General features: G+C 56.1%; 14 protein-coding genes and 2 pseudogenes. 9 read left to right on the forward strand and 7 right to left on the reverse strand.

Annotated elements, in window-relative coordinates:
* Positions 1-354 precede the first annotated feature (354 nt).
* The 5 genes from HLAC_RS14490 to HLAC_RS14510 all read left to right on the forward strand — a co-directional run bounded on the left by HLAC_RS14490 (position 355) and on the right by HLAC_RS14510 (position 4,116).
* Entirely contained in the window at positions 355-543 is a 189-nt protein-coding gene (locus HLAC_RS14490; RefSeq protein ID WP_015911473.1) for a hypothetical protein, read from the forward strand.
* Positions 544-687: 144 nt separating this feature from the next.
* On the forward strand, positions 688-915 hold the full coding sequence (locus HLAC_RS14495) for a hypothetical protein (protein WP_141104823.1): 228 nt from the start codon (positions 688-690) through the stop codon (positions 913-915).
* Positions 916-1,011: 96 nt separating this feature from the next.
* Entirely contained in the window at positions 1,012-1,629 is a 618-nt protein-coding gene (locus HLAC_RS14500) for a hypothetical protein (RefSeq protein ID WP_237583101.1), read from the forward strand.
* Positions 1,630-1,666: 37 nt separating this feature from the next.
* Entirely contained in the window at positions 1,667-2,506 is an 840-nt protein-coding gene (locus HLAC_RS14505; protein WP_015911476.1) for an ABC transporter ATP-binding protein, read from the forward strand.
* Positions 2,503-4,116 (forward strand): hypothetical protein, encoded by a 1,614-nt coding sequence (locus tag HLAC_RS14510; RefSeq protein ID WP_015911477.1) that lies wholly within the window; start codon positions 2,503-2,505, stop codon positions 4,114-4,116. Before HLAC_RS14505 ends, HLAC_RS14510 begins: the two co-directional genes overlap by 4 nt.
* Positions 4,117-4,152: 36 nt before the next feature.
* On the opposite strand, the pseudogene HLAC_RS19590 reads toward HLAC_RS14510, so the two are convergent.
* Positions 4,153-4,582 (reverse strand): annotated as a pseudogene (locus HLAC_RS19590) (DUF726 domain-containing protein); the annotation flags it as partial.
* A gap of 476 nt (positions 4,583-5,058) precedes the next feature.
* Here HLAC_RS19590 and HLAC_RS14515 point away from each other — a divergent pair.
* Positions 5,059-6,225 (forward strand): ISH3-like element ISHla1 family transposase, encoded by a 1,167-nt coding sequence (locus HLAC_RS14515; protein ID WP_009486633.1) that lies wholly within the window; start codon positions 5,059-5,061, stop codon positions 6,223-6,225.
* A gap of 201 nt (positions 6,226-6,426) precedes the next feature.
* Complete coding sequence (locus tag HLAC_RS14520) at positions 6,427-7,491, forward strand: DUF6414 family protein (protein WP_422652236.1); 1,065 nt, start codon at positions 6,427-6,429, stop codon at positions 7,489-7,491.
* Positions 7,492-7,633: 142 nt separating this feature from the next.
* Here HLAC_RS14520 and HLAC_RS14525 read toward each other — a convergent pair whose 3' ends face one another.
* The 6 genes and pseudogenes from HLAC_RS14525 to nrdR all read right to left on the reverse strand — a co-directional run bounded on the left by HLAC_RS14525 (position 7,634) and on the right by nrdR (position 14,880).
* Complete coding sequence (locus tag HLAC_RS14525) at positions 7,634-8,857, reverse strand: tyrosine-type recombinase/integrase (protein ID WP_015911479.1); 1,224 nt, start codon at positions 8,855-8,857, stop codon at positions 7,634-7,636.
* 451 nt (positions 8,858-9,308) lie between these two features.
* Positions 9,309-10,985, reverse strand: a complete 1,677-nt coding sequence (locus tag HLAC_RS19595; RefSeq protein ID WP_015911480.1) for a transposase — start codon at positions 10,983-10,985, stop codon at positions 9,309-9,311.
* A gap of 113 nt (positions 10,986-11,098) precedes the next feature.
* Positions 11,099-11,444, reverse strand: a pseudogene (locus HLAC_RS20000) (ribonucleotide-diphosphate reductase subunit beta); the annotation flags it as partial.
* 83 nt (positions 11,445-11,527) lie between these two features.
* Entirely contained in the window at positions 11,528-13,216 is a 1,689-nt protein-coding gene (locus tag HLAC_RS14535) for a ribonucleoside-diphosphate reductase subunit alpha (protein ID WP_015911481.1), read from the reverse strand.
* A 2-nt stretch (positions 13,217-13,218) separates the two neighbouring features.
* Entirely contained in the window at positions 13,219-14,229 is a 1,011-nt protein-coding gene (locus HLAC_RS14540) for a ribonucleotide-diphosphate reductase subunit beta (protein WP_015911482.1), read from the reverse strand.
* 162 nt (positions 14,230-14,391) lie between these two features.
* The gene (gene nrdR, locus HLAC_RS14545) at positions 14,392-14,880 is read right to left on the reverse strand and encodes a transcriptional regulator NrdR (RefSeq protein ID WP_015911483.1); all 489 of its coding nucleotides are present in this window, start codon (positions 14,878-14,880) and stop codon (positions 14,392-14,394) included.
* 675 nt (positions 14,881-15,555) lie between these two features.
* Here nrdR and HLAC_RS19600 point away from each other — a divergent pair.
* Positions 15,556-15,879: a hypothetical protein gene (locus HLAC_RS19600; RefSeq protein WP_015911485.1), complete on the forward strand. Its 324-nt coding sequence runs from the start codon at positions 15,556-15,558 to the stop codon at positions 15,877-15,879.
* A gap of 374 nt (positions 15,880-16,253) precedes the next feature.
* Positions 16,254-17,507 carry an RNA-guided endonuclease InsQ/TnpB family protein gene (locus HLAC_RS14555; RefSeq protein ID WP_015911486.1) on the forward strand — a complete coding sequence of 418 codons (1,254 nt, stop codon included), beginning with the start codon at positions 16,254-16,256 and terminating at the stop codon, positions 17,505-17,507.
* The last annotated feature ends 53 nt before the right edge of the window (positions 17,508-17,560 follow it).

A 17,560-nucleotide genomic window follows, 5' to 3' on the forward strand; every position in this document is an offset into this window, starting at 1 on the left:
GAGGGGGAACCTGATCGAACCACGAGATGGGGTGATTCCTACCAATAAATAAGTATTGGACAAATAGTCTCGTTGGATTTTATTCCTCAAACGGTAGGATAGATTAGCTCTGTTGAAACCTCTGCAGTTGATCGGTTCCACACACTCAATCGTTCAGTACAGACCGCTCAGATACCGATCGCCATGAGCAGTATCGGGATGTTGCGGTCACCAGCAATGAGCGAACCTATCGCTGGCCCTCCCATAGAAGCTCCAATTACGGCGGATAAGCCAGTATAACTGTATAGATCCTCCATAGGTGAGGTAATAACTTTTCTCACACACATTTATCCGCCAGTGAGTCGTCTCGGACGTATGGAGACTCAATTGCGCATGTATCTGGCAGGAACTATCGCTGCAGTGGCTGCGTTTCTCTTCGTTTCTCTGGCCTTCTCAGGACAGTTCAACTTCATACACGGAGGGGTGTACATCGTGTTCTTCATTGTGGTGATGGTCGTCTTCGCCAACTTCGTCAAGTGGGCCGAGTCGCTCGAATTCAACTGACGGAGCTACCCGAAGGATGCGTGGTCAAGTTTCTGTATTGACCGCAACCAGACCTGACTGTATCACCTACTGCGGATTTCCACAGAACCGATTAGATCGGATCGTACCGCCGTTTTATATATGATTCTCGTGGTTACATTGGATATGGCCCTCCACAACCCCTTCCGAGAAGCCTCACGACTCCTTCGTGAGCAACTGCTACTGTCCGTCCCGATGACGGTCACCGCCGTCCATCAGACCCCACAGCTGTTCTTCGAGATCCTTCCTCCGGTGATCTCTCTCGGTAGGGCAGACGAGACCTCATCGCGGTCAAACGCGACGACGGCCGACCGCTGCTCCAATGGGTTCGTCAACCCACACCTCTCCCAGTGATGCTGTTCACGGTCGTCGGGAGCGGCTTCGTCGCGCTCGGTCTTGCGATCGGCTGGTATGGGATCCGACCGCTTGCGGTCGTCCCGAGTGTCCTCCGTGCCACCGTCAGAGACCCAAGTGACCAACACCGGCTCCTTCGTCGTATGCTGCGGGATTGCGAATGAATCAGCCGAGGCCCTTACGACTCCGTTCACGGGATCACGGTGCCTCGGTTTCGAGTTCGAGATTACCGAACGGCAACCGTTCGGGATCGGGATCCCGTGGTTTCAGGCCTATCTCGACGGCGGGGTGGCGACGCGTCCGTTCACCCTCAACGGTCCGGCCGGGACTCTCGATGTCGTCCCATCCGCCAAACGGTTCGCGCTCGATACGGAATCGACTGTCATCACCGTCGGTGGCAGTGAAACGCCGCCCGAGCGCATCCAACGGTTCGTCGACGTGCGAGACGAACTCGAACCCGTTGCGAGATGGGTACGGATTATCCCGGGACTCGGGACGCGGCGCTACGTCGAACGTCGGATCGCTCCCGGCGAGGAGTATCTTATCGCGGGACACACGGAACGGCAGCAGAACGAGATCCTCCTGGAGGGTGATCTCGTCATCACCGATCGCTCCCCGAGACGGTTCGCGTTCGCACGGCTCTGGCGGGCAGTGTTCCCGACGGTGGTCGCGCTGGCTTTCGTCGCTGTCGGAGTCGGAGGCATCGCCCTATGACCGACTGCGGTACGAACCTGACTATCCATCCGTTACAATGACACGAGACACAGACGCCATCGAGACGCGTGAACTGACGAAACGGTTCGGGACAGAGATTGCCGTCGACGGGCTCAATCTCACCGTCGACCACGGCACAGTGTACGGCTTCCTCGGACCGAACGGGGCCGGAAAAACGACGACGATGCGGATGTTGACGTCGCTGACGCGGCCCACCGACGGCGAGGCATGGATCAACGGGAATCCCGTATCTGATCGTGATGCGATCAGGGCATCGATCGGGTATCTTCCCGAGGAACCGCCGGTTTTTGACGAACTCACCGGCCGCGAACAGCTCGAGTACTTTGGTCGACTTCGTGATCTCCCTGCCGCCGAGATGGAGACCCGGATTACAGACTGGTTGGATCGGTTCGATCTCAGCGACGACGCCGACAAGCGGATTGACGACTACTCGAAGGGCATGCGCCAAAAGGTTGGGCTGATTCAGGCGCTGTTACACGATCCCGACGTCGTGTTCCTTGACGAGCCGACCAGCGGACTGGACCCGCGGGCGGCTCGGACCGTCCTCGACGTCATCGCGGACCTGACCGACGACGGCCACACGGTGTTCCTCTCGACGCACATCCTCTCGGTCGTCGAGGAACTCGCGGACGTCGTCGGCGTCCTCTATGAGGGTGACCTCGTTACCGAGGGATCACCCACAGAGCTGACGGCACGGATGGAAGCGGAGGAGGGAACGACCCTCGAAGACGTGTTCCTCTCGGTCACCGCCGAACCCGGACCGGCAGCTTCCGAATCGGCTCCCAGAAACACCGGAGACGCTGCGGCCCGACAAGACGGACGAGTCGATGACGACGGAAGGGTCGAGGACCGATGACGCGAGCGAAACGTCTGCGGCTCATTGCCCGGGCCGAACTCCGCCGTCGCTGGCGGACGATGAAGGGGAACACAACGCAGTTGTTGGCGCTTGCGTTCGCGGGCATCATGCTGCTTCCGTTCTCGATCGGCGGGGTGTTCGGGGCATATCTCGCCGGCGGGTTCGTTGCCGGAAGCGAGACCGAGCCACTCATCGAATGGGCCCGGGTGGCGTTCGTCTACGGGTGGATATTCGTGGTCGGATTCGGTGGATACCGCGCGTACGCCGTGGCGCTCCGTCCCGACAACCTCGACGGCCTGTTGACGGCGGTTTCACACCGGGACCTGATCAGTGGCCTCCTCCTCACCGAACTCGCGCTCTGGTCCGCGTTCTTCCTCACAGTCGGCAGCGCCGCCTCGGTCGCGTTCGCCGTCGGTGCCGGCTCACTACTCACGATCCCCGCCCTGTTGCTCACATTGTGTCTCTTACTTGCGACCGGGATCCCAGCCGGCTTCATCATCGCACTCGGGGTGCGAAACGCCGGCGTTCGATCGCGGCTGCTCAGCCGCCTTCGAACGCTGTTTCTCGTCCTGCTCGGTATCGGGTACTTCGCGCTGATCTTCACGAACGCGTTTGCGTCAGCCCTGGAACCGATCTATCGAGTGCTCTCGCCGACGCCGATCGACTGGTTCGGGGATCTCGCCGCACTGGGGCTCGGTGTTGGGGCGTCACCGTTCAGAGCGATCGGCGCGGTGGGGTTCACAGGCGTGTTCGTCGTTGTAGCGGTCGTGTCCCTGTACCGACTTTCAGAGTGGCTCTGGTACGCTGATGGCGTTCACATCACTCACGAGGTCGAGCGATCGGACGATAGATCTTCGCGGTTCAACGGGCTCTCACGAATTCTTTCACAGCCAGTCTTCGGTGTCGTCGTAGCCGACTGGAAACGTGCCCGCCGGTCGCCGATCTCGTTGTCGTTCGCGTTGTATCCCCTGATCGTCCTCGCCGGCCCGATTGTCACGGCCGTCCAAACAGGGGAGATCGGAACTGGGCTGCCGTTGTGGGTTTTACTCACTGGAACGTGGGTTGCCGGGTCGTTGTTCGCGCTTAACGTGGTGGGCCAAGAGGGCGCAGCGCTCCCTGTCACATTGCTCTCAGAGGCCCCCGAGCGCTCACTGGTCACCGGACACGTCCTCTCTGGTGCCCTCCTGATAGCCCCGATAACCGTCGCAGCGACCGTCACCGCGGGAATTCTGAGTCCGCATTCGGTACCAGTCGTTGCGAGCCTCGGCGTGTCAGCGCTCGTCTTGTCGGCCGTATCGGGAGCGATCGGGACCGGAATAGGTGTCGGCCTTCCGCGTTTTGAGGCTGTCAGCGTCTCTCGAAGTACCAAAGCAATCGTTCCTAGCGCCTTCGCGTTCGCAATCTACTCGGTCGCGGTACTCATCGTTGCGCTCCCAGCCGTTATCGCTCACTCTGGTATTGCTGGCCACGCGCTCGCTTCGGCCGTCGGCGTCAACCGGTTCGTGATCGGTCTCAGTGGGACACTTGTTTCGGCTGTATTCGCGTGTCTCGTCGGTATCGTCTCAATGTACGTCGCACGAGACCGTGTTCGCAACTATCGTCTCGGGTGAGCAACCTGTCACTGGTCTCGGTGTCGTCGAGCTGACTCACTCGACCCTAATTTGACCGACCACCCGCGGTAGACACCCCTCCTTCGGCTCGGCGTCTGAGTAGTGGTCCGCGACCAGGTCGATGACGTCGACATCTGTATAACTGGCCGGTGCGCTCGCAGATGCTTCGAGCCCCCCATGACCAACTGCGCGGGTCCGATCTGAGGCCCGATACACCCCTCCCAAGATCCGGTCGTTCCGGCTGTAAAAGTTGAAACAGGAGCGTCGATCGCCGCAATAGCCGACCCGTATCGCCCGTCGCCCCCGACACTGTCGTTCGGAATCGCCCCACCGAACAGCGATACCGAGGCGACGGCGTCTGTCCGACCACGGTCGGCGAATTCGCGGAGCGTTGCTCCTGTCACGTGGACACCGAGTGAGTGAGCGAACAGATGGGTCGTCGCCCGTCATCGTCCGCCCACGCCTGTGGCTGAGTAGGATAGGGTATTTCAGTAGAGCAACTAACTGTGGGATATGAAGTGCCCTCCAAATGACAGCACTCGACGACAATCGCTTCAGGTGATCGGTGGTATCGGTATTACAGCCACCGCTGGGTGTCTCACGTCGTTTTCACGATTGGACTCCTGTTCAAACTCGAACGAGGGCGGTTTTTCATTAGACGAAGCAACGGTGACCGGTATCTCCAACGAGTTTAGCACACCTCTCGATGGGTTGCCTCACGCTACACAAGTCGCCGTTGCCGACGCACTCAATGCGGATTCTGGTGAATCTACTTCCCGGGGATACTACTCTCCGGATCCACGGACTGACTTCGTCGTCACGGGACCTGAAGCACACTACTCTCGTATCGAAACAACCGATCACGACGGAACACAGACGACCGGTTACGAATACTCAGTACTTCACAAAGCCGCTTAGTTAGAACGTCTGCTTGCTGAAGGTGTGTCTAAAACCAAACAAGCAGACGGTGAGATCCACGAGGACCAGCTTCTTAACTTTCTCGTCAACCGCCTTGACGAGGAAGTTTCGCTCTCGTTAGCCAATAACGCTGAAATCACTGCTGAAGACATCTATGAGGTCCTCGTCGGCGCTTGCGCCGACGGGACCTCTGTCTCTACGCTCTGTGCGTCGAGCCAGAACTCACCCGCTGGGAACACGGTCCTCTACCATCTTCGGACGAAGTTCGAGCCGGAACGGCTCGAACGAGTCGCTAACACGCTCCTGCGAAAGGATCTCGATGAATTGCTCCCCGAACAGGTGGAGGTCTGCGCAGACCTCCACCTGCGGCCCTACTACGGTGACGAAGACGACACAGACGGCCTCTATCACTCGGTAGCGAAGCGTGGAACCACTGCGTTCCACGCCTATGCCACACTCTACGCGCGTGTGAAGAACAAACGCTACACGCTGGCGGTACGCCGTCTCAAAGACGGCGATACCGCAAGTAGTGTCCTCGCTGAGTTCTTCGGTGTCCTCGACGGCCTTGACGCCGGGGTCAAGGCCGTCTACCTTGATCGCGGATTCTACGACAGTAAGTGTCTCACGCTGCTTCAGGCGCACAATTACGCGTACGTGATCCCGATCATCCGGTGGGGTGAGGCGATTCAGCAAGAGCTCTCGGAAGGATGGAGTCGCGTCATTCAGCATGATCTGACGGGGAAACTCGACGGTCACAGCTGGACCGTCGATTTTCCCGTCTACATCGACTGTACGTACCTAAATGGGAAGTATGACGAGAACGGTGTGGCGCGTCACGGCTACGCCGCTGACGCGCCGTTCATCGACTCACCACGGGACGCTCGATACCACTACTCGAAACGCTTCGGTATCGAGTCAAGCTATCGCTTGTTTGAGCAAGCGATAGCGACAACGACAACACGAGATCCAACGGTACGGCTGCTGTACGTGGTGGTGAGTCTCCTCTTACAGAACGTCTGGCGGTACCTTCACTACGAGTATGTGGCGACGCCCCGCCGAGGCGGGCGTCGCCTCTGGTGGTGGCCGTACAAGGAGTTCGTCAATATGATTCGACGAGCTGCGTGGACGGCCCTCGCGGTGCGTCGGGCCGTCCCCGCGAATCGGCCACCTGACGACCGATTCCACCGCTAACCACCGACCGAGCAAGCCAGCGGAGTGAGTGGCGACGCTGTCGCGTCGGCGGCTGACCGCCGCCGACAGCGACAGCTCTCCGTCGATCCGTCCGTAATTCTCTCGTCGAGACCGTCAGTACAACCGCTTCGACACAGAACTCAGGCCGCAGAAACAGCTAGCCGAGGATGCTTTGTGAGGTACTGAGAACGGATCGAGCAGATTGGGAGTCGGTCAACGAAGCGTGTTGCTGGTGGTGTGAACGCGAGTATTTCTGGGGTGGGCGCAAAGGTAGAGGGCGAACAGGTTGAGATGGGGGAGAATTCATCCGAAGTGGTACACAACTACGCGATTCAGTCACTCTTCGACCAGTTAGATCAGCATCGACGGCACGACGAGGATGTTGGCCTCATCGATTCGGACGAGGAAACCGAGATAGATGTGTCCGAAGTAATCCGAGGGAAGATCCTTCGGGTTGATGTTGAACTGGAGACGCACTATCTATACCGATTTTATAAGGTGATGATGTATCTCCAAGAGAATATTCCTGAGGCAGTTGGTCCAGAGGACGAAGATGTCCTGGAGCTTATCGAATCAATGTTTGGGGCAGAGATCCCGGTGAGTGGACGCGTTCTCGATTACCAGGTGAAGAACGGGAGAATTCAGCCAGGTGACCCGGACGATTCTGACGGAGAGCCACTCCATATCGTGGGTCAACTGAACGCCCTGAAGCTCTGGCAAGACGTTCCTGATGCCCTGTTTGACGAGGAAGAATACACAGTGTTCTGTCGTGTCGAGGAGACGTATGACGAAGAGTCGTGGCACCCGCTAAGCCTCGCACAGAAAATCGAAACAGTCTCTCCGCCGCTGGCTCAGCTATTAACCCAATTTATGGAACGTGCGGCGGCCCTCGCCAAAGAGGAGGCGAGCGAACAGTTCAGTGACGATACAGACCTAGACGATTGGATAGATACGCTCGCTGAATTTGATGAACGAGCAGGGATTGACGAGGTCGGGGACGATCTTCATCGCGGGTTCATAACCGAGTATGTAGTTGAAGAAGGAGTCCCAACACTCTCCCCCTATGGCGGAACAGAACTGATTGACTTTTACACTGATTATGCGACGTATCTTCGAGACCACGATGTCTCCCTCTCGAAGGATGACGAAGCAGAAGCTACTGACTACATGATATTCGAGGAACGCAGGTCTATGGGTAGTGAAGGAGAAGCTATCGATGTTGATGCCCTCCAAATCGAATCGCAAATAGTAGCCATCTATTGGTGACACTAGATCAGGCAGATTCCAACCGGATCAGATGATATCTGCTCCGTCACCAGAGCTCCCCATTGAAATCGGAGAGGTACTACGCTGACCTCCAACAGTGCCTTTTTGCTATGATTGAGGGAGGGTCCATAGCCTTCACTCTTCAATCGATCTGTTCTAGTGCTTCGGTTGCGACATCACCGAGTTCACCAGCTTCAATATGCGAGTAGCGCTCCCGAACCATCTCCTCGGAGTTATCCAAGTAACGAGCAGCGACTGTATACCCGAACGCGCGGACAAGCACCTCTCCCATTCCACGTCGGCCGCCGTGGGGAGCAAGATAGTCGTGTTTCGGATGGTCGATATCGACCTCTGCAGTTTCCGAGAGCCGCTGGAGGATCGACCGTGCGCCGTCTGTTGTGATCGACGGCGGCCGAATATCCTCGTCGAGCGCCAGCAAGAGGTCTCGGGCATACTCCTCGCGGCGCTCGGCAATTGCGTCCGGGCGTTCCCCTTGGTCGGCTAGCTCATCTTGGATGAGTCCTGCGAGCGTTCGTTGGTCGAACGTTGGAAACACCGGCCAGCGCTCCGTCGTCGGGTCCAACAGCTGGCGGTAGCTCCGCAGCGGCGAGATCACTGGGTCGGGGAGACTGGCGGCGTCCCACTGCTGTTTCTTCCGGTAGACGTCCATACTCCCGTCCTCGAGGGAGAGGTCCTCCCAGCGGACGCCGCGTCGACGCGGGTCGTTCGGGTCCCGAAGGAGTTCACCGACACGAACGGCCGTGTACGCGAGGACGAACACCAGAGCCCGGTCACGAGCGGACTTGAGCGCCGCGTAGCGCGCTCGTTGCTTGTCGAGGGGGTCAGTATCCTCCGGGAGTGTCGTGTACGCCTCGACGGCGTCGCGGGCCCGTTCGTCGACGTGCCGAGTGAGGGCGTGGCGCTGCTCGGACGTCCAGGCCTGCTGGTCGCCGGGCTTGCGGCCGTCGTCTTCCGGCAGCGGCGCCATCGCACTCGCTCGCTGCGCGTAATGGGCCTCGAGATACCCCTCGTTGACACACCACCCGCACCACGCAGAGATATAGCGGTAATAGGTTTGTACCGTGTTCTGCTTAAGTCCCCGATCTCCACCAAGATGCCGGGCGTACTCTCGGAACACGCGTTCGTCGAGATCGTCGAAGGTTGGCTCCCGGTCGACGTCGTCGGGGACGATCCCGGTCCAGTGGTCGTCGCCGCGGTCGCCGGCGGCCCACTCGGCGAACCGCTCGAGCTCGCGGGCTGCGTTGCGTCGATAGTTCCCGCCATCGCCGCCGCGGCCTTTCCCCTTGTCCTGGAGATAGCGCTCGAAGCTGTCGTCGAGCGCCGTCGAAAGCGCTCGGTCAGGCATCTACCTGGCCTCCACCGTCCTGCGGACCCGCTCTCGGTGCCTCTACCCTGGGGGAAGCGCCGTCGTGAGGCGGTTGCAGCATTCGTGCTTCACCGACGGCGTCGGGGTACTTCAAAGTGGTCGTGATTACGAGCATAATCAGGACCACTCGTTGAATTCGGACGATACACCAGATTCGGTAGTTTGGAGACTCCTAACGCCGAATTCCAGCACTAAGAAAATTTATATATTGCATATCGCTATACAAAATCTTGGGTGTTGGAAGTTGAGACTACGGCGGGTTTAGCGGGGCTGTAATGCGTGGTTTCGGACGAATTTGTGAGTGGAGGACGCTTCGAATCCTCTCTCGAGGATCTTCTCGTGTCGTACTACCGACCAGATCGGTGAATTTCCGAAATTCCCGACAGCGTTGCCACTCAAGAATCCGCATTGCCCCAGACAGAGTATCGCTCTATCCGATTCCGGTCTCCTTCTTCAACAGCGTGAGCGTATTGTCGGCCGTCACAATGGGCGAGTGCTCGTATTCACCGGTCAACTCGACTTGGACGAGTAGATCGACAGCCCGCCAGATCGAGTAGAGCAGACACGCAAACGCGAAGTAGAAGAAGCGAAGCCCGAAATCCTTCGACGTCGTCGCAGCCATGAACCGCTTAATCGACCGGTATCCGCTCTCGATCTCCCAGCGATAGCCGTACTCCGTGAGGTGACCACTCCCGCAATTCGTCATGAACACTGAATACTGTCGATGGTCGTCGTGCTCAGCGTTCTCTTTGCGGTGGTAGATTAGCGTCGTCTGGTGCCACTCGTTCTTTCCGAGATGCAGCTTCCGGTCGGTCTCGTATCGGTCTCGGTCACGCCGGAGCAACCGCTTGGCCTGAGCTTTCTCGCTGGTCTGCATCCGTTTCGGAACGACGTAGGAAAGCCCGCGCTGGCTGAGCATCTCCAGAACGTGTTGGCTATCGAACTCCCGGTCCATCAGGACGTTATCGACATGAACGAGGTCCTCAGCCGAATTCAGCAGGTCCTCGACGATCTCCTTTCGTGACTCTCCTTTCCGTACCGGGCGCGCGTCCAGCACGATTGGGACGGCGTTCCCGACCAACTGGACCGTCGCCCACTGATAGGCGTACTCGTCGGTCTGCTCTTTCGTCCCGATGATCTCGTCTTCGTGGCCCGTTCGGTCGCCCGTGAACGGATCGGCTTCGGTGATGTCGATCGCGACGATTCCAGCTCGAAAGAACTCCTCAGTCCCTGCAACCTCTTCCAGCAGCCGATCGACGGCCTCTCGGTACATCTCCCGAACCGCTGGTATCGAAAGACCGCGAATGTGGTCACGGTGAGCGTGTCCGAGTGGTGTCCGCTCTCGCGTTGACTCGTAAATGAAGCTCCGAGCACCCTCGTTGGCAGCCAAGTTCTCACGGAGCCCGAGATAGGTCTGCAAGCCCCAGTAGGCGTTCTCGTGGATCTCACATCCCTCACCGCGATTCAGTGAGAATGCAGGGAAGACGATACGACTGAAGTGGTTGGTGATTTTCTTGGCCCGCTTCAGAACGGTCTGATCGTCCGGTGCTGAGTCATCTTGATCATCGTTTCGATAGCTGAGCTTTCGGTCTGGTTCTCGTGGAACTATGAGACCCGCATCCTGGGCCTTGATCAGGATCGTTCGAGCCGCCGTTTCGATTGTCTCGCGGAGTTCGGTCGTGAATCGCTGGTGCCAACTGCGCCATAGAGTCGATTGATCCGGCATACGCTCGAAACCGAGATCGCAACGGAGTTCCGGTCGCTGTCGAAGGAACGTCAAGAGTGCCGTTTCGTGGTCCCAACCGTGGATCTCTTTGAGCAAGAACAACCGGACCAACTGCGGCATCTGATACCGCGTGGAGCCAGAATACTCGTCATGCGGCCCGAAATCGACGTATTTCAGTGGGTACTGCGAGACGAACTCCGCAATCGAGTCGTGGACGTCGTGTTCGAACCAGACTCTGGCGACGGTTCGAATGTCCGATTGGAGAGCAGATACCGAACTGCGGTCGTACAGCGGTGTCGACCCGTATGTAGGCCATTCGACGTGCTGTAACTGTGCGATAGTTCGAAAGACATCTCGTCGCGATTGCTCTGTTGATGGCATTAGTCGAGAATATTCCGTCCGAGAGACGCTGTAAGGTCTCCTCAGTCAGGAGATACAGCTATGCTTCGGAGACAGCTAGGGGACCACGTTGCTATGCGGAACACGGTCGGATGCTACCAGTCGAGGCTACCCCCGATCTGGTATTCGGTCACCTGCGTCTCGAAGGGATTCTCTTGCTTGTTCAGGTTGACTTACTCGGACATCCACGGGAACGGATTGTCAGTCCCGTACTGTTCCGGTAAGTCTAGTCGTCCAAGGCGCCGGTCGGCAATGTGTTCGACGTACTCGGCGAACTGCTCGGTACCCATGCCAAGTATTTCGTCAGGACACGCCTCGTAGGTGTAATTTTCTCTAGCTCGACCGCTTCGGTGATCAGGTCGACTACCTCGTCGCCGAACTCGTCGGTCCACACCCTGGGATTCTCCGACAAATCTGTTTGATGAAATCCACGCCGAAGCCATCAAGGACCGAGGCACGCACACGCCGAGGGGTAGAGTGGCGTAGTTTACATGGACCACTCAATCATACCGGCCGATGGGAGATCAGCTCTCACAGGCCTTGCATTCGAGGATGTCTCGGCTGAACTTCTGTGCAGCGTTCACGCTATGTTGGTAGTAGAGACTCTTCACCCCTTTCTTCCAAGCCTCGATGTAGAGTTGGTTGATCTCCTTGACGCTCACTTCGCTCGGATCAATCGAGACGTTCAGGCTCTGTGCCTGATCGATGTGTTTCTGCCGCTGCGCTGCCTGGTTGATGATCGCCATCTGTGGGATCTCGGCGAAGGTTTTGAACACCTCCTTCTCCTCGTCGGTCAGGCAGTCGAGGTGTTGCACGCTCCCGTCGTTCTGTGCGATGCTGTCCCAGACCTCGCGCCCGTCTCTGCCTCGCTCTTTCAGTATCGCCTCAAGGAACCGGTTCTTCTGCGTCGACTTCAGCTTCGCACCGTCGCGGACGAAGTAGTTCGACTTCAGTGGCTCGATGCTCGGACTGACTTGGCCCAGAATGACACTGCTTGATTTCGTCGGGGCTACACTCATCGTCGTCGTGTTACGCCGACCGTATCCTTCGAGCATCTCCGGTTCGCCGAACTCATCGGCTAGCTCTTCGCTCGCCTCGTAACTTTTCTCTCTAATCGTCCGGAATATCTGTTCGTTCTCCTGCATTGCCTCCATGCTGTCGAACGGGATCATATTGCTCTGGAGGTAACTGTGCCAACCGAGCACGCCGATTCCTACTGCACGGTGACGCTTGGCGAATCGCACAGCGCGCTCCATGAACTGCGTCCCCTCTGCCTTCTGAATGAACTCCTCCATCACGGCGTCGAGGAAGCGCGTCAGAGTTTCAACTGCATCCGTGTCCTTCCACTCGTCGTAGTGGAGAGCATTCATACTTGAGAGACAGCAGACGAAACTCTCATCCGGTGTGGCTGGTAGTGCTATCTCGGTACACAGGTTGGATGCATTTATTTCGTAGTCCTTGTCCTTGTAGACCTGTGGCTTCCCCTCATTCATGTTGTCTCTGAAGATGATATAGGGGACGCCGATATTGATTCGTGTCTCGATGATCTTTGCCCACGTCTCTCTCTTTTCCTCATCACCATCGACCATTTCTTGGAACCACTCATCACCGATGATGACACCGTAAAAAATATCCTGTACCGGATCACCCTCGGTCTTGATGTTGAGCCATTCTTCGAGGTCATCATGTTCAACATCGATATATCCTGCAAACTGACCTCTTCGAGTTTCGCCCTGACTCACCACATTGATAGCAGTGTCGAACAGTTCTGTGAAACTGTAACTCCCATTACTCTTACCGTTGTTCGTTATTGGGCTGCCTCGTGGCCGGATGTCACCGAAGTATCCGCTTGTACCTCCGCCCAACTTAGTCATTTCACCCACTTCGGCGTGGGTGTAGAGAATACTCTCCATGTTGTCTTCCATGTAGCTGCCGAAGCAGCTGATAGGGAGGCCACTGTCCAGTCCAAAGTTCGCCCAGACTGGGCTTGCGAGACTGTAGAACCCTCTACTCATGTAGTCGTAAAACCTGTCTGCGAAGCCCTCTTCATCCAGGATCTCTTCAGCGTTCTCTGCTATCTGTCTGATCCTTTCCTTCGGTTCGACCCCTTCAATCAGGTATCCTTCTCTGAGGAACTCTTTGCTGTCCTCGTTCAACCAGTAGAAGGGTTCTTTGTGCTGTTCTCTGACTTGTGTGAGTTCTGCTTGTGCCATTGTTAGAACATCTCCTTGGCTGTAACGCTCTGCGTGTGTTTGTTGTATGTGGTCGATCGCTTGCTGAAGAAATCATTGTCCTTCGTCATCATGATATCCTCATCGAACCAGCGAGTCTCGTCAAGTAGGTCATCATCTGTTTCGAACATTGGATATACTCCGACATTCTCTAGACTCTGATTGAATCGGTCTTTTAAGAACTCATTTACATACTCTCGCGGTAGAAATTGGAGTTCTCCCTCTCCAAAAATCCAGTCGAGCATACCCATCTCTGCCTCGTAAGCCCGCCGACATGCTTCTCGAATCTCTGCTTCGAATTCATCATCGAACAGGCCTGGGTTCTCTTCTCTGATCGTGTCAACCAGTTCTACTCCGAACAGTCCGTGAATCTGTTCTTCCTTGCTGGTCGCCTCAACAGCGTTCGCAATTCCTTTGAATTTCTTCTCATACTTGTCGAAGCTTGTCATGATAAGGAATTGGCTGAACAGTGAGACGTGTTCAACGAACATACTGAACAGAAGGATGCTCATCACATACCCTTTTGTATCATCACTTTGACCACGCTCAAGGCATTCGTCAAGATACTCGATTCTGTCTTTTACAGCCGGGACTTCAGTAACTTCTTCGAAATCTCCTGTAATCCCCAACACATCGAGTAGATGACTGTAGGCGTCCATGTGTCGCACTTCACTCTCTGCGAAGGTCATGCCGACACTGCCTATTTCTGCTTTGGGCATCTCTTCGTAGATATCTGACCAGAATGTCTTCACCTGCACCTCGATCTGTGCGATAGCCAACATCGTCCGTTTGATAACGGTCTTCTCGGCCGGAGTTGTGTTGACCTTGAAGTCTTGAACATCTCCCGAGAAGTTGAACTCCGTGTGAACCCAGTAGCTGTTCCGTATCGCATCCTTGTAATCAAGGAAATCATTGTATTCATACGGTTTGAGCTGTGTTCGTTCCGAGAAGATGTCAGTCGCTGTATCACCACCTGTGGTTTTATTTTCAGTCATTGGGACGTACCCGGGAGGAAACGTCCGCTGTTGGTTGGCTTCTATTTCCGTCGTTCTTGGTTCGGTGCGCTCGAATGCACCCGTGTCGCTTTCTGTACGTCTGTTCGTGGTCTATGCTCATCCGGTCGAGGAGTGACCGAACATCCGTTTGATCTGTGTGTGTCATTGTGAGTCGTTCGGGGCTTCGAAGTCGTCTATTTCTGCGTTCAAGACTGCATCGAGTTCGCGGAGGAACTCCTGGGGTTCCGAGAACGCCTTGTACACGGAGACGAACCGAATGTACGCGACTTTGTCGAGGTCACGCAACCGATCAGAGACAAGTTCACCGATGAGACTCGAAGAGACGAGACGTGTCTCTCGGTCTTGAAGCGCGCTCTCAATGTCGTCGACGAGAGTCGTCACCGTTGTCTCGGACACGTCACGCTTCTCTACGGCTCGTTCGATCCCTGCACGAAGCTTCGTACGGTTGAATGGCTCGATGGTTCCGTTGCGTTTCTTCACCTGGAGGGAGTCCCACTCCGGACGTTCGTAGGTCGTAAAGCGGAACGAACAGCGTTGACACTCACGGCGCCGCCGGACGGAGGTTCCGTCGGCGCTGGTCTCGGTATCGATGACGCGTGTTTGCTCGTCCCCGCAGTCCGGGCAGTTCATCGTTGTCACTAGTTGTCCCTCCAGCTCCTTAACCCCATATGTGGGGGCTATCGCTTTCAGCCACAATATCTGGTGCCAGCGGCACCCACATAAAATTTTCCCAATCAGATTGACGTAACACAACTAAACTTGTATTAGTTGGTGGAGTAAAGTAGATGGGATTGCCTGCGAAGCAAGAACAGACAATCACCCATCTCTGGAAATGTGTATTACTCAGACATCTCCGCGAGTTTTTGTCGGCGCTCTTGGCGTTGCTCTACTGCGATATCGCGCAGTTCTTTCTGGGCTTCTGTTGGACATTGAAGCGTCGGGACAGTTGTCGGAGTTTCGCTCGCGTCAAGGGCGACGATCAGTGCATCGCCTGACTTCCAATTCCACAGTTCAGACGACGTCGACTCCCAACCCAAATCAAGCGCCAAGGAAGCAACTCACGATCCATATCACCCGGAGAATTTCGATCTCGTAGCATTCACTCCGTCTCCGAGGGATTACGATGCCTCTTCGAATTTCTTGGATCAGAACCGTGATCCACGGAAAGCGAAAGGTGTGTTCAAGAGTCGCGTTATCAAAGCTTGTTTCGATGGGAAGCCCAGATTAGTTGAGAATTATAATTTCGGGAAGCCGGAGTATGAACAGCCTCGAAGCGCGCCGGAGCAGCTCCCGTCGCATTTGGTGATGATGGTGAACGAGATCGCGGACGCAGACACGTTCTTTGGGTTGTTACTGGATCCCTTGAACAAGACGGTGGTGTCGGGGCATGTTCTCCAGGTATCTGTTGTACAGGCAACGCAAGTCACTGAGGAAGGCCGGTCGCTTCGTTTGTGGAATCAATCCGAGATTGACCGCATGACCAGTATTGTGAAAGAACACGAAGGCCGGGTTCGGAATGCGTTCATCGATCCATATGAGGGGCAATCAGATCACTGGGTGGACGACCGTGACTACGATCATCCCTCGCTCCGATTCGATCTTCCGAAAAGTATTGAAAACCAATTGTGAAAATAGTTCTCTGTTTTCTAATCTACAGGGATTGAAGCGAGTACACAGATTATTTCTATTGAATATGTTCTGTGTGGTGTAGCTACTGATTCTACTTCGCCTATCCCGCATTTTTGTTCTTTTCTGACTTGCTCACCTACTCCACCTATTTCACCTATTATGTCTATTGCGACTGTTTCAGTGACTTTGTCTATTGTTCTTCAGTTCACTGAATCCCTCCGCCCTACTTCTGCTATCTTTTCACAAGGAGAGAATCCCGCCGTTTACGGCGGGCGTGGATCCGACACTTGCTGACCAGTCCACCGATGACACTCTGGCCGGATATTCCACGGTAATCCACAACTATTAAGTAACTGGTTCTACATAGGCTATGTATGGCGAATCTCACCGTCACGCGCACCTACGTTGGTTCTATCCAGAACCACCAACAGATCTGTGATGGTCTGGATTCGCTCGGGGATTCCGCCTCGAAAATCTGGAACGTCGCACGATGGACAGCCGACCGTATCTGGGACGCAACCGGTGAGATCCCGAACGGTAGTGTTCTGAAATCGTGTATGAAGAATCAGTCGTGCTGGAAAGATTTGAACGCGCAATCCAGTCAGAAAGTCATTGAAGAACTTTCTGACGCTTTCCAGTCGTGGTTCGACTTACGGCACAAGTCCAGTGAGGCGAATCCGCCCGGCTACCGCAAACACGGTGACACCCGACCGCGTTCCACGGTGACATTCAAAGAAGACGGATTCAAACACGACCCCGAGAACAACCGCGTCCGGCTCTCGAAAGGCTCGAACCTGAAAGAATACTGGTCGGACTTCCTGCTCTGCGAGTACCAGACGCGCCCTGACATTGACCTCTCTGAAGTCAACCGAGTGCAGAACGTTCGCGCCGTCTGGAACGGCGACGAGTGGGAACTGCACTTCGTCTGCAAAGTCGAACTCGAAACGAACGACTCCGCAGGCGACGAAGTGGCGGGGATTGACCTTGGCATCAAGAACATCGCCACGGTCGCGTTCCCGGACGAATACGTTCTCTACCCCGGTAACTCGCTCAAAGAAGACAAGCACTACTTCAAACGAGCCGAGTACGACACCGAAGGTGAGAACGGCCCCTCGGAGAAGTCGATGTGGGCGCGTCGGAAACTCGCTGACCGCGAAACACACTTCTACCACGTCCTCTCAGACACCATAATTACGGAGTGTGTCGAACGCGGTGTTGGTACACTCGCGGTGAGTTGGCCTGAAGAGGTGCGAGAGTCCGACTGGGGCAAAACTGGGAACAAGAAGTTACACTCGTGGGCGTTCGACCGCATCTACCAGTACCTCGCGTACAAAGGCGAGATTCGTGGTGTCGAGGTGTTGAAGGAGAACGAGTGGAACACCTCAAAGACCTGCTCGAACTGTGGTGACGACACGAAGGAGAACCGTGTCGAGCGTGGGTTGTACGTCTGCTCGTCGTGCGGTTTGGTTGGGAACGCGGATTGCAACGGGGCGGAGAACATGCGGCAGAAGATAACTCCGAGTCCTCACGGTGAGGATAGGAGTAACGGCTGTGTGGCACAGCCATCGACATACTTGTTCGACCGCGAGAGCGGGACGTTTCACACGAGAGAACAAGCCGTGTCGTAGACCAGCAAATATCCCACCTGCGGTACGGGAAGCCCCGGCGTTCACGCCGGGGA

Origin of the sequence: Halorubrum lacusprofundi ATCC 49239, from assembly GCF_000022205.1 — an archaeon.
Taxonomy (GTDB): domain Archaea; phylum Halobacteriota; class Halobacteria; order Halobacteriales; family Haloferacaceae; genus Halorubrum; species Halorubrum lacusprofundi.